Origin of the sequence: Paracoccus binzhouensis, from assembly GCF_016446475.1 — a bacterium.
In the GTDB taxonomy this organism is placed as follows: domain Bacteria; phylum Pseudomonadota; class Alphaproteobacteria; order Rhodobacterales; family Rhodobacteraceae; genus Paracoccus; species Paracoccus binzhouensis.
In genome coordinates, this window is sequence record NZ_JAEHFP010000004.1 from 47,270 (window position 1) to 65,730 (window position 18,461).

18 protein-coding genes and 1 pseudogene are annotated in these 18,461 nt (G+C 64.6%); 4 read left to right on the top strand and 15 right to left on the bottom strand.

Annotation, left to right across the window (positions count from 1 at the left end; all coding sequences use genetic code 11):
• Window positions 1-2: 2 nt before the first annotated feature.
• From I9P22_RS02560 to I9P22_RS02585, 6 genes and pseudogenes are all read right to left on the bottom strand, one after another.
• Window positions 3-548 carry a S26 family signal peptidase gene (locus tag I9P22_RS02560; protein WP_199257835.1) on the bottom strand — a complete coding sequence of 182 codons (546 nt, stop codon included), beginning with the start codon at window positions 546-548 and terminating at the stop codon, window positions 3-5.
• Window positions 545-1,063, bottom strand: a complete 519-nt coding sequence (locus tag I9P22_RS02565; protein WP_199257836.1) for a DUF2840 domain-containing protein — start codon at window positions 1,061-1,063, stop codon at window positions 545-547. Before I9P22_RS02565 ends, I9P22_RS02560 begins: the two co-directional genes overlap by 4 nt.
• A complete protein-coding gene (locus tag I9P22_RS02570; protein ID WP_199257837.1) occupies window positions 1,060-1,242 on the bottom strand; it encodes a hypothetical protein in 183 nt (60 codons plus the stop codon). The genes I9P22_RS02565 and I9P22_RS02570 overlap by 4 nt, the downstream gene beginning before the upstream one ends.
• On the bottom strand, window positions 1,239-2,276 hold the full coding sequence (locus I9P22_RS02575; protein WP_233253159.1) for a replication initiator protein A: 1,038 nt from the start codon (window positions 2,274-2,276) through the stop codon (window positions 1,239-1,241). Before I9P22_RS02575 ends, I9P22_RS02570 begins: the two co-directional genes overlap by 4 nt.
• A 114-nt stretch (window positions 2,277-2,390) precedes the next feature.
• The gene (locus I9P22_RS02580; RefSeq protein ID WP_199257839.1) at window positions 2,391-2,672 is read right to left on the bottom strand and encodes a helix-turn-helix transcriptional regulator; all 282 of its coding nucleotides are present in this window, start codon (window positions 2,670-2,672) and stop codon (window positions 2,391-2,393) included.
• A 636-nt stretch (window positions 2,673-3,308) separates the two neighbouring features.
• A pseudogene (locus I9P22_RS02585) lies at window positions 3,309-4,341 on the bottom strand (IS110 family RNA-guided transposase).
• A gap of 225 nt (window positions 4,342-4,566) precedes the next feature.
• On the opposite strand from I9P22_RS02585, the gene I9P22_RS02590 reads away from it, so the two are divergent.
• From I9P22_RS02590 to arsH, 4 genes are read left to right on the top strand one after another with little or no spacing between them, the layout of a single operon-like run.
• The gene (locus tag I9P22_RS02590) at window positions 4,567-4,890 is read left to right on the top strand and encodes an ArsR/SmtB family transcription factor (protein WP_199257840.1); all 324 of its coding nucleotides are present in this window, start codon (window positions 4,567-4,569) and stop codon (window positions 4,888-4,890) included.
• Window positions 4,887-5,906 carry an ACR3 family arsenite efflux transporter gene (arsB, locus tag I9P22_RS02595; protein WP_199257841.1) on the top strand — a complete coding sequence of 340 codons (1,020 nt, stop codon included), beginning with the start codon at window positions 4,887-4,889 and terminating at the stop codon, window positions 5,904-5,906. The genes I9P22_RS02590 and arsB overlap by 4 nt, the downstream gene beginning before the upstream one ends.
• Window positions 5,903-6,334, top strand: coding sequence for an arsenate reductase (glutaredoxin) (gene arsC / locus I9P22_RS02600; RefSeq protein ID WP_199257842.1), 432 nt, complete (start codon window positions 5,903-5,905; stop codon window positions 6,332-6,334). The genes arsB and arsC overlap by 4 nt, the downstream gene beginning before the upstream one ends.
• A 13-nt stretch (window positions 6,335-6,347) precedes the next feature.
• On the top strand, window positions 6,348-7,061 hold the full coding sequence (gene arsH / locus I9P22_RS02605) for an arsenical resistance protein ArsH (protein WP_199257877.1): 714 nt from the start codon (window positions 6,348-6,350) through the stop codon (window positions 7,059-7,061).
• A 36-nt stretch (window positions 7,062-7,097) separates the two neighbouring features.
• Here the strand turns inward: arsH and I9P22_RS24470 are convergent, their stop codons facing one another.
• From I9P22_RS24470 to aceF, 9 genes are all read right to left on the bottom strand, one after another.
• Window positions 7,098-7,619 carry an MFS transporter gene (locus I9P22_RS24470; protein ID WP_233253160.1) on the bottom strand — a complete coding sequence of 174 codons (522 nt, stop codon included), beginning with the start codon at window positions 7,617-7,619 and terminating at the stop codon, window positions 7,098-7,100.
• A 595-nt stretch (window positions 7,620-8,214) separates the two neighbouring features.
• Complete coding sequence (locus I9P22_RS02615) at window positions 8,215-9,969, bottom strand: PHA/PHB synthase family protein (RefSeq protein WP_199257843.1); 1,755 nt, start codon at window positions 9,967-9,969, stop codon at window positions 8,215-8,217.
• Window positions 9,970-10,052: 83 nt separating this feature from the next.
• Window positions 10,053-10,700: a LutC/YkgG family protein gene (locus tag I9P22_RS02620; protein WP_199257844.1), complete on the bottom strand. Its 648-nt coding sequence runs from the start codon at window positions 10,698-10,700 to the stop codon at window positions 10,053-10,055.
• Window positions 10,697-12,130, bottom strand: a complete 1,434-nt coding sequence (locus tag I9P22_RS02625) for a lactate utilization protein B (RefSeq protein ID WP_199257845.1) — start codon at window positions 12,128-12,130, stop codon at window positions 10,697-10,699. The genes I9P22_RS02620 and I9P22_RS02625 overlap by 4 nt, the downstream gene beginning before the upstream one ends.
• 3 nt (window positions 12,131-12,133) lie before the next feature.
• Window positions 12,134-12,901: a (Fe-S)-binding protein gene (locus tag I9P22_RS02630; protein ID WP_199257846.1), complete on the bottom strand. Its 768-nt coding sequence runs from the start codon at window positions 12,899-12,901 to the stop codon at window positions 12,134-12,136.
• Window positions 12,902-12,908: 7 nt separating this feature from the next.
• The gene (locus I9P22_RS02635; protein WP_199257847.1) at window positions 12,909-14,678 is read right to left on the bottom strand and encodes an L-lactate permease; all 1,770 of its coding nucleotides are present in this window, start codon (window positions 14,676-14,678) and stop codon (window positions 12,909-12,911) included.
• A 185-nt stretch (window positions 14,679-14,863) separates the two neighbouring features.
• Window positions 14,864-15,328, bottom strand: a complete 465-nt coding sequence (locus I9P22_RS02640) for a hypothetical protein (protein WP_199257848.1) — start codon at window positions 15,326-15,328, stop codon at window positions 14,864-14,866.
• 65 nt (window positions 15,329-15,393) lie between these two features.
• Window positions 15,394-17,160, bottom strand: a complete 1,767-nt coding sequence (lpdA, locus tag I9P22_RS02645; RefSeq protein WP_199257849.1) for a dihydrolipoyl dehydrogenase — start codon at window positions 17,158-17,160, stop codon at window positions 15,394-15,396.
• Window positions 17,161-17,174: 14 nt separating this feature from the next.
• A complete protein-coding gene (gene aceF / locus I9P22_RS02650; RefSeq protein ID WP_199257850.1) occupies window positions 17,175-18,443 on the bottom strand; it encodes a dihydrolipoyllysine-residue acetyltransferase in 1,269 nt (422 codons plus the stop codon).
• Between the last annotated feature and the right edge of the window lie 18 nt (window positions 18,444-18,461).

An 18,461-nucleotide genomic window follows, 5' to 3' on the forward strand; every position in this document is an offset into this window, starting at 1 on the left:
TGTCAGGGGTTGATGAAGCGCCCGTCGCGGGGTTCGGGTGCGTCGAATGCCACCCAGATCGGGCGCGCCATACCGATGACGGCGTCAGCCGGGAGCGGCCCGAAATAGCGGCCATCGAGGCTGTCTCGGACCTCGCGGTTCATGAGGAAGACTTCGCCGTCCTGAAGCAGGCGGCAGCCCTGCCACTCGGGCAGATCGCGACCCAGCCGATCCCGCGGCAGCGCCTCGCCGAGGACGACGGCATCGACGGTGACTGTCGCGCCGCTGCGGCAAACGCGCTGTCCCGGCAGGCCTGCGACATGCTTCAAGAGCGGGACATCCGCGCCGATGTAGCCCCGCGTGACCATGAACGCGGCAAGAGGCGCAGGAGGCATGACCACGACGAGGTCGCCGATCTCCAGCCCGGTCGGGCGCTCGACCCAGTAGAGTCCGAGCGGCACGCTGGCAGATGCATTCCAGATCAGCCACGCGGGCAGAATTGCGACGGACGGAGCTGCAAGACTCGCCAGGCCCATCGCGGCCAAGAGAAGGATCGCGGGGCGCTTCATGGCCAGATCCTGCGCCGCGCAAGCCAGGCCGCATGCCGCGCCGAGGAATAGACCGACGGGGTTTGTCCGGCGGTCAGGCGATTGTGGACATGGCGCCAGTGATCGGGCGCGACGGCGGTCGGATCGATCCCCAAGGCTTCGATGTCGTCGATGATTTCCAGCGTGCGCTTGGCTTTTGGCCATCCATCCAGCTGCAGCAGAATCTCGGCACCGGGATACACGAAGCTCAGCGTCTGGAACGGCTCGGTGCGGAAAACAGCGCGCAGGATGACGAGCCGCGCCGCGACCGTTCCGTGCTCATTTCCGGCCCAACGGATGCAGGCGAAGACCGCACCGGAGGCGAAGCCGACCCGTCGTCTTTGTCGGTCGATCACCTGTTCCCGGCACAGGTGACCGAAGCGGATCCACTGCTCGACGCGGCGTCGCTGGAACGTCAGATCGACCCATGTGATCGACGCATTGGGTCGGTCAGTCGCCGTGTGTCCATCGCGCTGCAGCGGGAGCTTGCCAGTCATGACGGGGCCCCCTCTTCGGTGGACGGGGGATAGCCGATCAGATCGCGCAACATCGCGGCGCAGGTCTGACCTTGCTGGAAGGCAGAAAGACGGACGCGCCCACGCAGCTCGGACATGATATCAACGGCAAGGCTGGTGCTGCCGATCCCGCCTTTCTGGCCGAGGAGCGCACGGGTCATTGCCGTTCCCCCGGCTTGCCGAGGGGCAGTTCCGGTTCTCGTGGAACGGGCTTGTCGGGCCCCCTTCCCCGCCGCCGATACCCGACCTTGAGCGCGGCACCCGTCCTTGAGATCAGGGTTTCGACAGCGGTCCTGCGCTCTTCAACGTTAGAATCTTTGTTAGACTCTAAGTTAAGGGCGCGATTTTCTGTTGTGGTGCATGTGGTTAAGCCTGGTTTCGGTTCCCGATAGCACGAGCCCCCGGTTCCTGATGGCACGATACCCCGGGTTCCCGATGGCACGAGGCCATTCACAGCTTGTCCACAGGGCGCGGCAGGCTCGAAGGCCAACAGCATGCGGCCGCTGGTTTCGATCTCGGCGAAGAGGACATAGCCGGGCAGCGGCTGGCGGCGGATAATGTCGCGCAGCTCGAAGGCGAAGCGCTTGAAGGGCGAGAGGCTTCCGGATTTCTGGTGCAGGTGACGGAAATCGAAGCGCCAGCCGCCCGTCTGTCGCCCGCCATGCTTGCGCACAAGGCGGTAGAGCCAGCGGTCGAGGCCGCCGGTCAGATCGAAATAGGCGCGGTCGATGGTGAGGATCAGGGCGTCGTCGAGGACGGCACGGTAGAACCAGTCCGGGACGATCAGCTCGATCCCGTCTGGTCGCCCCCTCGCGTCGCTGCGTTCATGCCATTCATTGATCCAGGAGAAGCGATGGCGCCGGCCCTCGGCGGGCTGGCGGATCGTCGTCGCCACCGTGGTCGATTGCAGCCGGTCCAGCGCGGCCTTCAGGCGTTGATAGTCCCGCAGCGACGTACCGCGCCCGGTGAAATTGAGGATCTCATAAGGTGTAGCCGCCATCAGACGTGAGGTGCGCAGGCCCGCATCGCGCGCCTCGACGATCTGGCTCGCCGCCCATATCAGGATGTCGGCATCCCAGATCGTGGCCATGCCGTGGTCGGGCACGGCCTCGACCCGGATCGCCACATTCCCCGCGACGAAATCGATGGGGCGGATGCGCGGCGACTTGGACAGGGAGAAGAACGGATAGGCCATGAGATCCTGCGCGTCACGTGGGGCGAACTCCCCCGGAAGCGCCCGAAAGAGGTCGAGTTGGCCGCGCTCGGAGGCGCTGCGGGGCGTCGGGGGCATGAGAAACCGGAAGGGCCGTCAGCGAGTCGCGCGCACAGGAACGGCATGCGGCGACGCCGTCTGGCGCTTGGCCGGCAGGACCTGACCGCGCGGATCGGAGGTCGAGGTGACCGAACCGCGGGCGACCCAAGCCGTCAGGTCATCGACCGAATAGATGACGCGCCCGCCGAGCTTGTGATAGGCGGGGCCGGTTCCGTAGGTGCGGTGCTTTTCCAGCGTGCGCGCCGACAGGCTGAGGAACGTGGCCGCTTCCTTGGTACGCAGATAGCGTGGCGGCAGAACGGCGAGATCGGGTCGCATGTATGGGGCCTCCGTGGGTCTGTGGAAGGCCGTCGGCAAAGGACGGCCTGTCCCGCGCAGGCTGGCGAAGAAAGACCGGAGAGGGGATGAGGAAGATTGGGGGCGGAAGTATCCTACCCCCTTGGGAGATTAGCCTCGGGGGATGGGGTTCAACAGCAGGCGAGAGGTTCCGACTACCCGGGCTGCTTGGTTGCGATAAACAGCTTTGCGGACCCTCGGGACCTTCGCCGCGGGGCCCGATCTCCGCTGCACTCGCGAAGGCACTCGGGAGCAAGGGCAGAGAGCGTTCATTTGGCTTTCTTTGGGTTTCGTCCTTGGCCGCCTAAAGCGGCCATTCGGCGGAGGGGATGGGTCTGACATCCAACCTTCTCTTGTGGATGCCGCCCTCATTTGCAAGGAATTTCTGAACTTTAGACATGTGATCGAGTGCGGACTCTTGTCAGGCCTGTTAGCGCGGCCCGATAGATGCCGCTGGCCGGGATGGTGATGCGCGGACCGGGGCCAAATCTCCGACAGCGAGCTCGAAGCTCTGAGAAGGTTGCTGGTTTGCCCAACCCGGATCATGTCGATCATTTGCCCATTCGGATCACGCCTTCCTCACAACTCTGCGTTCCGGTTTCGCGGTTTGCTGCCGGATCAAGCAGCGCTGGCGATCACCGGATCGCGATAGCCTTCACCGCGCGTGAGCATCGCCCAGATGCCGCGCGCCATCTTATTGGCCAGTGCAAAGGCCGCGACTAACGGCGGCTTGCGTTCCAGCATGCGCTCAAGCCAAGGGTTTTGAGGTGCACCACGATGCAGGGCCCAGCGGACCACCGCCATCGCTCCGGTGACAAGCAGTCGCCGGATGTCCCGCTGCCCCATCTTCGATGTTTTCCCCAGCCTCTGTTTTCCGCCTGAAGAATGTTGCCGCGGCACCAACCCGAGCCAAGGCGGCAAAATCGCGGCCACGCCGGAACTGCCCCATCGGCGGCGCGAAGGTTTCGACCGCGAGCACGGTGATCGGTCCGACACCCGGCATGGTCTGTAATTGCCGGGGCATGGCGGCCGCCCTGGACGCGGCGGTGAGCTTTGCCGAAACTGCGGCGAGGCGGGACGACAACAGATCGATCTGCTCCAGAACCATGCGATAGATGTCTCGCGCGAGGTCAGGCAGGCCCGAACTCGGATCATCAACCATCTTCGCCAACCGCGGGATGTATCCGACCCCTTCCGGCGCCACGTGCCCGAATTCATAGAGGTGCGCGCGCAGGGCGTTGATCGCCTCGGTCCGCTGCTTCACGATCTGCTCACGAGCGCGAAATGCCACCGCCCGGGCCTGCTGTTCTTCGGTCTTGGGTTCGACGAACCGCATGGTCGGACGCGTGGCCGCCTCCGCGATTGCTTCCGCGTCGGCCGCATCGTTTTTCTGACGCTTGATGAATGGCTTGACATAATGCGGCGCAATCAGCCGGACACGGTGCCCATGGGCGGTCAGTTCTCGTGTCCAGTGATGGGCGCTTGGGCAAGCCACCATCGCCACACCGCATGCGGAATGATCCGCCATGAAGCGCGCAAACTGCTGTCGCGACAGCTTCTTGCGGAAAACGACCGCCCCATCCGCTCCCGCCCCGTGCAGCTGGAACACGTCCTTTGCCAGATCGACCCCGATGATGCTAACTTCTTCCATGGATGCCCTCTCCTTCAGCTTGTGCTTCGACACCACGAGTATGGCACATCGCGATGCCGTCAGGGTGAGAGCGGCATCCACCCCATCTCCACCTTAAAGCATTGATTACATTAGATTATGTGAGGTTTCTTCACTCGTTTGGCAACAATTGCCACTCTGCAGCGAGCGCCATTGTGCTGGCTACTATTATCGCCTATCGACGATTAACGTACAGACGGATGGTTCATGCAGGACACTGACATCGAAATCGCTGAACTGGCCAAGGCGCTCGCGCATCCGGCAAGACTGCGCATCCTGCGACTGCTGCTCGCCACGCCCGGCTGCATCGGCGGCGACATCGTGGGCGCTGTCGGCCTGGCGCAGTCCACGGTCTCCGAGCACCTGCGCATCCTGAAGGCTGCCGGGGTCATCACGGGCGAGATATCCGGCCCGCGCATCTGCTACGCGCTGAACCCCGCTGCGCTTGAACCGCTGGCCGACTTTATCGGCACGCTGACCGGCCCATCCGCTGCGGTCTGCTGCGTGCCTGAGGAGAAGGAAATTTCATGAGCCTGTTCGAACGTTGGCTGACCCTCTGGGTCGCGCTGTGCATCCTGGCCGGGCTCGTCCTCGGCAACCTCGCGCCGGGTCTCTTCGGCGCGCTGGCCGCGCTGGAAGTCGCTTCGGTCAACCTCGTCGTCGCCGTCCTGATCTGGGCGATGGTCTATCCGATGATGATCGCAGTGGATCTGGGCTCGCTGAAGGCGGTGGGACAGCGCCCGAAGGGCCTCGTGATCACGCTTGCCGTGAACTGGCTGATCAAGCCCTTCACCATGGCGGCGCTTGCCGTGCTGTTCTTCAACCACGTCTTCGCCGGACTGATCGACCCGGAGCGCGCGCCGGAATACATCGCCGGGCTGATCCTGCTCGGGGCGGCGCCGTGCACGGCGATGGTCTTTGTCTGGTCACAGCTGACAAAGGGCGATCCCAACTACACGCTGGTGCAGGTCTCCGTGAACGACCTGATCATGGTGGTCGCCTTCGCCCCCATCGTGGCCTTCCTTCTGGGCGTGACCGACATCAGCGTCCCTTGGGAGACACTGATCCTGTCGGTCGTCCTTTATATCGTCATTCCGCTGATCGCGGGTCTCCTGACGCGCCGGGCGCTGATCGCGAAAGGCGGCGAGGCCGCGGTGACCGCGTTCACGGCGCGAATCAAGCCGGCCTCGGTGGTCGGGCTGCTGGCGACCGTGGTGCTGCTCTTCGGTTTTCAGGGGCCGGTGATCCTCGCGCAACCGCTGCTAATCGCGCTGATCGCAGTCCCGATCGTCATCCAGTCGTACGGCATCTTCGCCCTTGGATATGGATGGGCCTGGCTGTGGGCCGTGCCCCACCGGGTCGCCGCGCCCTGCGCGCTGATCGGCACGTCGAACTTCTTCGAACTGGCAGTCGCCGTGGCGATCGGGCTTTTCGGGCTGAACTCCGGTGCGGCGCTGGCCACCGTGGTGGGGGTGCTGGTCGAGGTGCCGGTGATGCTGAGCCTCGTCGCCATTGCGAACCGGACACGCGAGAGTTTCCCGGCGTGAGCACCTTCCCGGTCGTCATCCACCACAATCCCGACTGCGGCACGTCCCGCAACGTGCTCGGCATCATCCAGGCGGCTGGATACGAGCCGACCGTCATCGACTATCTGAAGGAGGGCTGGACGCGTCCGCAGCTTCTGGCGCTGTTCGCCGCCGCCGGGATCACGGTGCGCGAGGCACTCCGGGTCAAGCGCTCCCCGGCCGAGGAGTTGGGGCTCACCGCACCGGACGTCTCCGACGAGGCATTGCTGGATGCCATGACGCGCCACCCGATCCTCGTGAACCGCCCTATCGTCTGTACGCCGATGGGCGTCAGGCTCTGCCGCCCGTCCGAGACTGTCCTCGATCTGCTCGAGACGCTCCCTCCGGGTCCGCTCGTCAAGGAGGACGGCCAATTGATCATTGACGCCGAGGGAAACCGGATTGCCTGACACATTGACCGATCTGACCACACCGCAGCTCGACGAGACGAGTTTCTCCGCAATCGACTATGACCGGCTGATGTCGGCTGCCATCAGCACGCATCCGCCCCGCATCCTGATCCTCTACGGCTCGCTCCGGGCGCGATCGTTCAGCCGACTGTCGGCCGAGGAAGCCGGTCGCATTCTCACAGCGCTCGGGGCGGAGGTCCGGTTCTTCAACCCCTCAGGCCTGCCGCTGGTAGACGACGGGGTGGATGCCAGCCACCCGAAGGTGCGGGAGCTGCGTGATCTGGTGACCTGGTGCGAAGGCATGGTCTGGTCGAGCCCCGAGCGGCACGGCGCGATGACCGGCCTCATGAAGACGCAGATCGACTGGATTCCGCTGTCCGAGGGCGCCGTGCGACCGACGCAGGGTAAGACGCTGGCAGTGATGCAGGTGTCGGGCGGCTCGCAGAGCTTCAACGCGGTCAACCAGATGCGGGTTCTCGGGCGCTGGATGCGGATGCTGACTATCCCCAACCAGTCCTCCATCCCCAAGGCGTTTCAGGAGTTCGACGAGGCGGGACGAATGCGCCCGTCGCCACTCTACGACCGGATCGTGGATGTCATGGAGGAGCTGGTGAAGTTCACGCTGCTCACGCGCGATCGGAAGGCGTATCTCGTGGACCGCTACTCCGAGCGCAAGGAAACGGCGGCCGCGCTCATGAAGCGGGTGAACCTCTCCGCCGCAACCTGAGCGCAGGGCGATGTCGCGAGGCCCGTTTGCGCCGCCTCATGTTCGCCTGAGGGCCAGCAGAGCGGCGAAGGAGGCAACCCCGATCCCGGCCGTCAGCCAGATCGCCGAGAGGCCCCATGTGGTCAGCGGGGCACCGAAGATCAGGGGCGCCGCTGCTTGCAGGATGCGGGCGGGCGCATTCAGCCAGCCGATCCGCCGCCCGTATCCCGCCGACCCGAACAACGCCAGCGGCAGAGTGCCCTTGGCTATCGTGAGGATCCCGTTCCCCGCCCCATGCAGGAGCGCGAAGGCATAGGCCGCGGGACCTCCGAAGCTCACCAGCGCCACCGCGGCGACGGGATGCGCCGCTGCCGCCACGCGGGTCGAGACGAGCGGGTGGAACCAGCGCAGCAGGCCGAACTCCAGCACCCGCGCTGCGACCTGCGCCGGGCCGATCAACGCTCCTGCCGCGATGGCGACAGCCGTGCTGGCCCCGGCGGCCTGCAGAAGGCCTGGCAGATGCGCGGCCATGGCGGTCGAGTTGAACCAGGTCGCGGCAAAGACGAAGGCCAGCAGCACAGCGCAAGGCGGGATGGAGGAGGGCCGTCCTCGACCGGCGTCGCCACTCCGGCTGCCGTCTTGGTGCCTTTCGGCAGCCACGCGTTCAGCGGCAACGCCACTGCCAGATGGATCAGCGCCCAGCCGAGGCAGGCTTCGCGCCAGCCCCATGTCGCCAGCATCAGCCCCGAAAGCGGCCAGCCGACCGTGCTCGCGATCCCGGCGATGAGGGTAATGCCGGTGATCGGACCTCGCGCGTCCTTGCCATAGATCCCGGCCAGCGTTGCGAACCCTGTCTCGTAGAGCCCTATGCCCATGCCGAGCCCGATCACGGCCCAGCCGGCGAACAGAACCAGGGGCGTCGCAGCCAGCGCGAGCAGCCCGAGCCCCGCTGCGAAGACAAGGTTCGCCGCCTTGAAGGGCGAGAGGTGATTGGCCCGACCGGCTCGATCCGGGTGTCGGCGAGCCAAGCGTTGAGATCGGCTCCGCTGAGCTTGGCCGTTTCGATCAGGGTGTAGGGCGGAAAGATGGAGAAACCAGCAGCCGTCAAGCATCTCTGCATAGGGTCACGCCGTCGCGCTTACCCCCAAACGATCTCGACCGAAGCTGAAGGTGATTATCCCGCCCGCACATAGCTGCCGGGTGCCGGCTCGATCGGTTTCAGCGCTCCGCTACCAGGCACATAGGCCGGAACCTTCTTGCCCTTGCTGTGGCTTTCGATCCACTCCGCCCAGTTCGGCCACCACGACCCCTGATGCGCCTCGGCCTTGGTCAGCCAGTCCTGCGGATCGGCCGGATAGGCAGCCGCGCTGGTCCAGAACCCGTATTTCGGCCGTTTTGCCGGCGGGTTGATCACCCCCGCGATATGCCCCGATCCGCCCAGAACAAAGGTCGTGTCACCGCCCAGCAAGCCGGTCGTCGGATAGATCGAGTTCCAGGGCGCGATGTGATCCTCTTTCGTCGCAAAGACATAGAAGGGAATATCGATCTTGCCGATGTCGATGGGCAGGCCGTCCATGGTCAGGTGCCCGGCCTTGCGCAAGCCGTTCTCGATATAGATCTTTTCCAGATACCACAGCAGCATGGCCGCCGGCAGGCGGGTGCTGTCGCCGTTCCAGAACAGCAGATCGAAGGCGGGCGGCTTGCGGCCCATCAGGTAATTCATCACGTGGAAGGACCAGATCAGGTCATTTTCCCGGATCATCGAGAACATGTCCTGCAGATGGTGGTTTTCCAGATAGCCCTTTTCGGCCATGTGTTCGCGCAGAACCTGCAGCCGGTCGCGGTCGATGAAAACGCCGATCTCGCCCACATCGGTGAAATCGACCATCGTGGCCAGCGTCGTCGCGGTCTTGACCCGCTTGTCGCCCTTGGCCGCCATATAGGCCAGCGTCGCCGTCACCAGAATCCCGCCGATGCAGAAGCCGAGAATGTCGAACTCGTCCTCGCCGGTCGCATCGGTGATCGCGTCCAGCGCGTTCAGCGGGCCAAGGCGCATGTAATCCTCGAAGCTCAGCGCCGCGTGCTGCTTGGTCGGGTTGACCCATGAAATCAGGAAAACGCTGTGGCCCTGCTCCAGCATATAGCGGACAAGGCTGTTTTCGGGCTTCATGTCGAAGATATAGTATTTGTTGATCCAGGGCGGCACGAACAGCAGCGGGCGCTTGAACTGGGTCTTGGTCATCGGTTCGTAGTGGATCAACTGGATCAATTCGTTCTGATAGATCACCTGCCCCGGCGTCGTGGCCAGATCGCGCCCGACCTCGAAGGCCTCGCGGTCGGTCATGTTGATGTCCAGCCGCCCGTCGCCGCGTTCCAGATCGTCCAGAAGGTTGCGGAACCCGTCCAGCAGGCTGCGGCCATCGGTTTCAAGGAAACGCTCACGCGCGGCGGGGTTCAACGCCAGATAATTGCTGGGCGACAGCGCGCTGAGCAACTGCCGGGTATAGAACCGCACGCGCAGGCTGTCCTTGTCACCCTTGGGCAGGGTCTCGATCAGGCGGTCGGCGGCGCCTTCGATGGCCAGATGCACGTCGCGCAGGCCACGGCTGACCGGATCGCTGGTCCAGCGGCCATCGCGGAAGCGGCGGTCCTTGCTGTCCTCGCCCTCGCCCGTCCATGCGCCTGCCCAGGCCTTGGCGCTGTTGGACCACAGATCGATCTGGAACTGCGCCAGCGCAAACGGGTTCTGCGCCAGCTTCATCCCCACGCGAGCATAGGCCTGCGCCACGGTCCCCGAATCCAGCACCGAGAATTCATTGCCCGTCGCTTTGGCCAGGGCACTGGCGCTGCTGCGCTGCGCAAGCTCCTGCGCCCGTTGCATCAGGCTGGCAAATTCTGCGGTCTGTTCGGCAATTTTGCTTCGGTCCATTCCGGGTCTCCTTGGGGGTAGACAGGACGACCGGCTCTGCTGGCAACGGCCGGCGGTGGTGGGGACTGGCAACCGGCAGGTTGTCAGTCTGTGCTTGCAACAAGGATCACATGCAGGAAGCCCGGCCCATGCGCCCCGCGCACATAGCTCCCCTCGATATCGGTCGTGCCGCTGGGTCCGGTGATCAGGATCGCGTTGCGCGGATGGGGCCGATCGGCCAGCTGCGCAGCATAGTCCTCGAGATGGGACAGGATATCGGATTCCTGCAGCACCACGATATGATGGAGGGGCAGGAAAGACAGCAGGATCGGCGTATCGGCACCCGAATGCACGATCAAGGACCCGCTTTCGGCGATACCCCAAAGCGCCTTTCCGAGCGCTGCCGGCTGGTCCGGGGCAAGAGTGGTGCCGGTGTCGAGGCCCGTCCAGTCGAGTGCGGTCAGCGCCGGCGTCGGTTCCACGGCCAGGGACAGTGACAGTCCGTGTCCCGACAGATAGCGCCGCACAGCGTCGGGAACGGCTTCCATGCCGCCAACGCGGTCAATCGTCGTGCCGATCGACTCAGCCTTCAGGATGAAGGCATCGAACAGCCCCTCAGCGACCAGTCGGGGGCGGCTGGTGTCGGGATCGGCCAGCAGGGCCTTGGCCTCGGCGGAGATGGCGTCGGGCGCCGGGCGTTCCTGTGGCAGCGCTACGCGGATCGCATCCAGTATCCGGTCGCGGGCGGTCATGGGCGGCCCCCTTTCTTCGCCTGTTCGGCGCGATACTGCTCCATGAAGGTGCGACCCTTGGGTCGCGGCATGTCGCGGTGTGCCGTCCAGCCCCCGGCGAGCGGCAGGCGCGAAATCCAGCCCGCCTTGCCGAACATCCGGATTGCGCGTACCCCGGTCCGGCTGGCCAATCGGTAAAGCGCGGGGCGCTTCGCCAGCATGGCCCAGAGGCTGATGCCGACGCGCAAGGCACCCGGTTCGAGTTTCTCGCGCCAGCTGCGGATGCGCCAGGCGCGCAGAAGCGTGGGCAGCGGGATGCCAACCGGGCAGACCTCGGCACAGCGGCCGTTCATCGTGCAGGCATTGGGCAGATCGCGTGACCCGGCCAACCCGTCCAGCACCGGCGTCAGGACCGAGCCCATGGGGCCGGGATAGGTGCCGCCATATGCGTGACCGCCGATCTGGCGATAGACGACGCAATGGTTCATGCAGGCGCCGCAGCGGATGCAGCGCAGCATCTCGCGGAATTCGTCTGCCAGCATCCTCGTTCGGCCATTATCGACCAGAACGATATGCATCTCTTCCGGCCCGTCGGCATCGCCCGGACGCTTCGGCCCGCAGTGGAAGGTGGTGTATTGCGTCAGCTCACCGCCCGTGGCCGAGCGCACAAGAAGCCGCAGCAGGGCAAAGGCATGGACTGTGGAGGGCACGATCTTCTCGATTCCCGCTGTCACGATATGGATGCGGGGCGGCGTGGTGGTCAGTTCGGCATTGCCTTCGTTGGTCACAGTGCAGGTGGCGCCGGTATCGGCCACGAGGAAGTTTGCTCCAGAAATGCCAATGTCGGCCGACAGGAACTTCGTGCGCAACTCGCGCCGCGCACTTTGCACCATGGTCGCCGGGTCTTCGGCGGCGGGCGGTGGACGATGGCCGGTCTTGAACAGTTCGGCCACCTGTTCGCGGGTGCGGTGCATGGCGGGCCAGACGATATGCGACGGTTTTTCGCCGGCCAACTGGATAATGTGTTCGGCGAGATCGGTCTCGACCCGCTCGATTCCGGCATCCGCCAAAGCATGCGGCAGGCCGATCTCCTCGCCCAGCATGGATTTCGACCGGGTGACCAGCTTTGCCTTCGCCTCCAGACAGATGCGGGTGACGATGGCGCGTGCCCCGGCGTCATCAACCGCCCAGTGCACCTTGGCCCCCGATGCGGTGGCGTTGCGTTCGAACTGTTCCAAATAATGGTCCAGATGGGCGATCACATGATCCTTGATCGCCTTGCCGCGGGCGCGCGCCGCCTCGAACTCTGGGAAGGCCGCGACCGCCGCGGCACGCTTGCGCTCGGCATTGCCTGTGGTGCGGTCAATCGCGATCTTCAGCGTCTTGTCGGCGAGAGCCGCCGTGGCGCGATCCTTGAAAGGCGCCTGGGCGCCTGCGTGGGCTCCGCTCATCCTTCAGCCCTCCTCGCCGATGGCCGGACCGTCGGCGCGGCCGGCCAGGACCTCGATGGTGTGGAAACAGCGCGTCTTCGCGCCGCGGCGGTGGAGCTTGCCGGCCATGTTCATCAGACAGCCGAGGTCTCCGGCCAGAAGGATATCTGCCCCGGTGCGCTCGATGGCTTCGGCCTTTTCGGTGACGATCGCATTGGAAATGTCGGAATACTTGACGCAGAAGGTGCCGCCGAAACCGCAGCAGACGTCGTTGCCTTCCAGCCCCCGCATCTCAAGGCCCTCGACGTCGGCCAGAAGCGCACGGGGCTGCGCGGCGATGCCCAGTTCGCGCAGACCCGCGCAACTGTCATGGTAGGTGGCCGTCGCCGCAAGGCGACGGCCTTTTGGCCGAAAACCCATCATATCAACCAGGAAACCCGTGATCTCGTGTGTCTTGGCGGCCAGGGTCCGGGCGCGGGGCGCCCAGACCGGATCGTTCGCCAGCAGCTCCGGATAGCCGTGCACGATCGTCCCCGCGCAGGATCCCGAGGGCAGGACGACATAGTCGAACCCCTCGAAAGCCGCGATGGTCTGCCGTGCCAGCGCTGCGGCATCCTTTTCGTCCCCGCTGTTCAAGGCAGGCTGCCCGCAACAGGTCTGCGCCTCCGGCACTTCCACCCGGCATCCGGCCTCTTCGAGCAATTGAAGGGCCGAGAACCCGATACCGGGACGGATGGCATCCACGAGACAGGTCACGAAAAGGCCGACACGAGGGTTTGGCTGTCCAGACATGGCGACCTCAGCGTGTTTGGGTGGCGGAAACAGCCCCGCGATTGCGCGACATCAGGAACAGCACGGCGGCCGGCCAGATCAGCACGGCGATCCACCACAGGTTCGGCCCGCCCGCCAGGATAGCAAGACCAAGAAAGCCGCCCTGGACGATATAATAGAACATCGGGATCAGGGTCATGCGGATGATTTCGCCCTCGCGGTCCACAAGCCCCACCGTGGCCGAGGCTGCCACCACGTTGTGCACGCAGATCATATTGCCTGCCGCACCGCCGATGGCCTGCAGCGCAACAACCAATCCGGCCCCGGCCGCGCCCAGACCGATCTGTTCAGCGGTCGAGAACTGGAACAACGAGAACATCATGTTCGAAATCGTGTTCGATCCGGCGACGAAGGCGCCCATCGACCCGATCAGTGGCGCGAACATCGGCCAGGCACTGCCGACCACGGCCGAGACGCTTTCGGCGAGCACGATCGGCATCGACGCCATCGTGTCCGAGGCAGAGTTGATGAACACCTGCACCATCGGCACCGCCAACAGCAGTGCCGGGGCCGCCGCGATCATTGTCGATCCCGACGTACGCAATGCCTTGCCGTAATCGGCCGGACGCATTCGATGGAACAGGAAGGTGAACAGCGAAGCGAGGATCAGCACCGTTCCAGGCAGATACAGCCATTGCACGCGGGCATTGATGCCCGACCCGAACAGATCATCGAAGGCCATGGTCCGTTCCGGGGCGGTCAGCCAGGCCTTGAAATCGGGAATCGTGCGCGTCGCGACCAGCAGAAGAACCACGAATATGTAGGGCGCCCAGGCCTTGAGCAACGACATCACCTCAAGCCCGGCACGGTGATCCTCCAGATCGTCCAGCTTGCCGACCCATTTTCCGTCCCACTGTTCGCGGGGCGGGAAGTCGAAGGACTCCTTCGGGATCAGGAAGCCGGCCCGTGCGGCGGGAACGACGATCAGCAGCCCGATGATGCCGCCCACCAGGGACGGAAATTCCGGGCCAAGCAGGCTGGCAATGATCCAGTAGGGAACGGTGAAGGCAAGCCCGGCGAACAGCGCGAATTTCCAGATGCGGAACCCTTCGGCGAAGGACCGCCGGGAACCGAAGAACCGCGTCATCATGCCGATCATGATCAACGGGATCAGAAAGCCGATCAGGCCATGCAGCGTGGCAACCTTGACAGCAATCTCGACCAGATAGTCAGCGAAGGCCATCGGTGCGATGGTCTGTTCGACAATCGCCTGACCCGAAAGCCCGGTATTGACACCGACAAGAATCGGCGTGCCGACTGCCCCGAATGACACAGGCGTGGACTGGATGATCAGCGTTACCAGCACCGCCGCCATGGCCGGAAAGCCGATGGCAACCAGCAGTGGCGCGGCGATGGCCGCGGGCGTTCCGAACCCGGACGCCCCCTCGATCAGCGATCCGAACAACCAGGCGATGATGATCGCCTGTACCCGCCGGTCAGGCGAAATGCTGGTGAACCCTGCCCGGATCGACCGGATGCCGCCGCTTTCCTCCAGCGTATAGAGCATCAGGATCGCACCGAAGATAATGTAGAGCAGGCTGACTGCGGTCACGGCACCGTTCACGGTGGCGCCAAGAATCTTGTTGAGGTCCGTGCCCCAGACCAAAAGCGAGGTCGCGGCCGTGACCAGATAGGAAACGCCCATCGAAAGCTTGGCCGAGCGTGCGAGCACCACCAAGAGCAGAAACACTGTGGCGATTGGCAGCAGGGCCATGACGAATGTGAAAACTTGGGGCATCTTTCCTCCTCCGAAGCGTCGGGCCAATCCGGCCCTTTGGGGGTCTGTTACAACGCAGCCGATATTCTCGGGCTTGCCGGATCCGCGGCGCACCATGGTCTGGGTCGAATGGTGATCACCAGCAGGAGCGCGCCGATGCTCTTGTGCGCGTCGCGGTACAGGATGGGGTCACCCGACCTCGTCGCTCAAGCGCCGCGCAAGTCCTTGATGGCCGCATCCACCTCAACTGCAAACCGTTTCTGAGTTTCGGTCATCGCCACCAGCGATTCCTCCGAAAGCCGCTGCATCAGCGCGAGAGCCTTGTCGGCCGCGTCCGAAAGAACCTTGATATTGTTCCCAGACGCCTCGGAGCGGACGGATGTGTCGAGCCGCTTCATGCTGTCTGTTGCGGCAGCCGTCATCTCGTCGAAAATCTGGAACTGACGCTCGATCTGCAACCGGTAGAGGGATCTTGCGTGCTCGTTGGCACTGGCCAGGGCATCCAGCCGTTTCTGCCACATCTTCAGCATTGAGGCGGGATCGAGGCCGTCAACATTCTGACGGCGGAACCAGTCCGCCATGCCCTGAGAGTTCATGAACGGAAACAGGGATGTCGGATCAAACGCCTTGAGCGCTTCATTGAAATCCATGGTGGGCTTCTTGTCGGTCATTGCAGGCTCCTGTTGCTGTGCTGACGGAAGGCATCGGGCGATCAGCTGTGGCCGCCCGATCACGGTCAGTGACGCTTCTTCGGCGGAATCAGGTCGGTGATCGTGCCCTCGAACATTTCGGCAGCGAAGTTCACCGTCTCACTCAGGGTAGGATGCGGGTGGATGGTGTGGCCAAGGTCGACCGCATCGGCCCCCATCTCGATTGCCAGGGCCACCTCGGCGATCAGATCGCCGGCGTTCGGGCCGACGATGGCCGCGCCGATGACGCGTTGATCGGTTTCGTCGAAGATCAGCTTGGTGATGCCCTCGGACCGGCCAATTGAAAGCGACCGTCCAGAGGCAGCCCAGGGGAAAACGCCCTTGCCGACCTTCAGTCCACTGGCCTTGGCCTGGGCTTCCGTCACGCCGACCCAGGCAACTTCTGGGTCGGTGTAGGCGACCGAGGGAATCACGCGGGCGTCGAAGTGGCGGTTGTGCCCGGCCGCGACCTCGGCTGCGACCTTGCCTTCATGGACTGCCTTGTGCGCCAGCATCGGCTGGCCCACCACGTCGCCGATGGCGAAGATATGGGGAACATTGGTACGCTGCTGGCTGTCCACGGCGATGAATCCGCGGTCGTCCACGGCCACGCCCGCGGCGCCGGCGTTCAGCATCTTGCCGTTGGGCCGACGCCCGACCGACACAAGGATCTTGTCGAAGCGATCGGTGGTGGTGCCGCCCTTGTCGTCCTCGAAGGTGACGGTCAGCCCGTCCTCGTCGGCCGAGACCCCCGTGACCTTGGTCTTGAGCAGGATCTTCTCGTATCGGGCCTCGATCCGCTTATGCAGGGGCTTGACGATGTCCTTGTCGGCGCCGGGGATGATCTGGTCCATCAGTTCCACGACCGTTACGCTGGACCCCAGCGCGTCATAGACGCAGGCCATTTCCAGCCCGATGATGCCGCCGCCCAGAACCAGAAGGCGTGCGGGCACGCCTTCCAGTTCCAGCGCGCCGGTGGAATCGATCACGCGGTGATCGTCATGGGGAATGAACGGCAGCTTCACGGGTTCGGACCCGGCGGCGATGACGCACTGGTCGAAGCTGACCGTGGATTTCGCCCCGTCGATGTCGACCGCGATCATGTTGGGTCCGGCAAAGGTGCCAAAGCCGGTCACGACCTGAACCTTGCGGCCCTTTGCCAGACCGCTGAGACCGCCCGTCAACTGCGTGACGACCGAGTTCTTCCAGCCGCGCAGCGCATCGAGATCCACCTCGGGCGGCGAGAAGCGCAGGCCATGATGGCCCATCTCCTCGGCTTCCGAGATGACCTTGGCTGCGTGCAGCAGAGCCTTGGACGGAATGCAGCCGACGTTCAGGCAGACCCCACCCAGCGTTGGATAGCGTTCGATCAGCACGACCTTCTTGCCCAGGTCGGCCGCGCGGAACGCCGCCGTATAGCCGCCCGGACCTGAACCGAGCACGACCACCTCGGCATGGATGTCGCCGCGCGCCGAAGCGGACAGCGCTGCCGGGACGGGCTGAGCTGCGGCCGGGCTGCTGTCACGACCGCCGCTGCTGTCCTTGCGCGGCTCATCCTTGCCCTTGGCGGGTTCGGCGGCGGCGCCGGCGGCGTCCAGCGTCAGGATCACCGATCCTTCGGAGACCCGATCGCCTTCCTTGACCGAGATCGCGGTGATCCGGCCTGCGACGGGGCTGGGCACCTCCATCGTCGCCTTGTCGGATTCCAGTTCGATAAGCGGCTGCTCCTCGGCAACCTCGTCGCCCACGGCGACCAGAAGGGTGATGACCGGCACATCCTTGAAATCGCCGATGTCGGGAACCTTGACGTCCATGTTTCGGCCCTCCTTCACAGCATGATCCGGCGCACGTCGCCGAGCAGGTGCTTCAGCGTCGCGGCAAAGCGAGCCGCCAACGCCCCGTCGATGGCGCGGTGGTCATAGCTGAGCGACATCGGCAGCATGTTGCGCGGCACGAATTGCTGGCCGTCCCAGACCGGCGCCATCCGCGAGCGCGTCAGGCCCAGGATCGCCACCTCGGGCGCGTTCACGATGGGAGTGAAGGCGGTGCCACCGATGCCCCCTAGCGACGAGATGGTGAAGGTCGCGCCCTGCATGTCCTGGGACTTCAACTCCCCCGCGCGGGCCTTGGCACTGAGATCGCCCAGTTCCTTCGAGATTTCGACAATCCCCTTGCGGTCGGCTTCCTTGATGACCGGAACCACCAGCCCGTTCGGCGTGTCCGCGGCAAAGCCGATGTTGTAATACGACTTGCGGATCAGCTTGTCGCCGTCGGGGTGGATCGACGAGTTGAACTCCCAGTGCTTGCGCAGTGCGGACACGCTGGCCTTGATCACAAGCGCTAGCAGGGTGACGCGATAGCCGTCCTTCTTGGCCTCGTCGTCCAGTTCCTTGCGGAACTGGTCGATCTCGGTGATGTCGGCTTCCTCTTGATGGGTGACATGGGGGACGTTCAGCCAGGACCGGTGCAGCGCCGGGCCGGACAGCTTCTTGATGCGGGGCATTTCCACGTTTTCGACCGGACCGAACTTCGAGAAGTCCACAACCGGAATCGGCGGGATGCCCATGCCGCCGCTCAGCGCCGCGCCGCCCGATGCGGCAGCGACCGGGACTGCGCTGGCCTTCAGCGCCGCCGTCACGTCGTCGCGCAGAATGCGACCCTTGCGGCCCGAGCCGTTGATCTTGGCCAGATCAATCCCCAACTGCCGCGCAAAGGCGCGGATCGACGGCGAAGCATGGGCCTTGTTGAACCCCGTATCTGTGACGGCGGGAACTGCGGGGGCTGCCGCCGCCGGAACCGATGCGGCAGGCGCGGCGGCGGGCGCCGATGTAGGCGCCGATGCGGCGGCAGCGGCGTCGCTGCCCTCGGCCTCGACCGTCAGGATCACCGATCCCTCGGAGACCCGGTCGCCTTCCTTCACCACGATAGAGGCGATGCGGCCTGCGACGGGGCTTGGCACCTCCATTGTGGCCTTGTCGGATTCAAGCTCGATCAACGGGTCCTCGGCGGCGATGGTGTCGCCCACCTTCACCAGAACGGTGATGACCGGGACATCCTTGAAATCGCCGATGTCGGGAACGTTCACTTCAACAGGCATGATGTGTCTCCTCCTTCT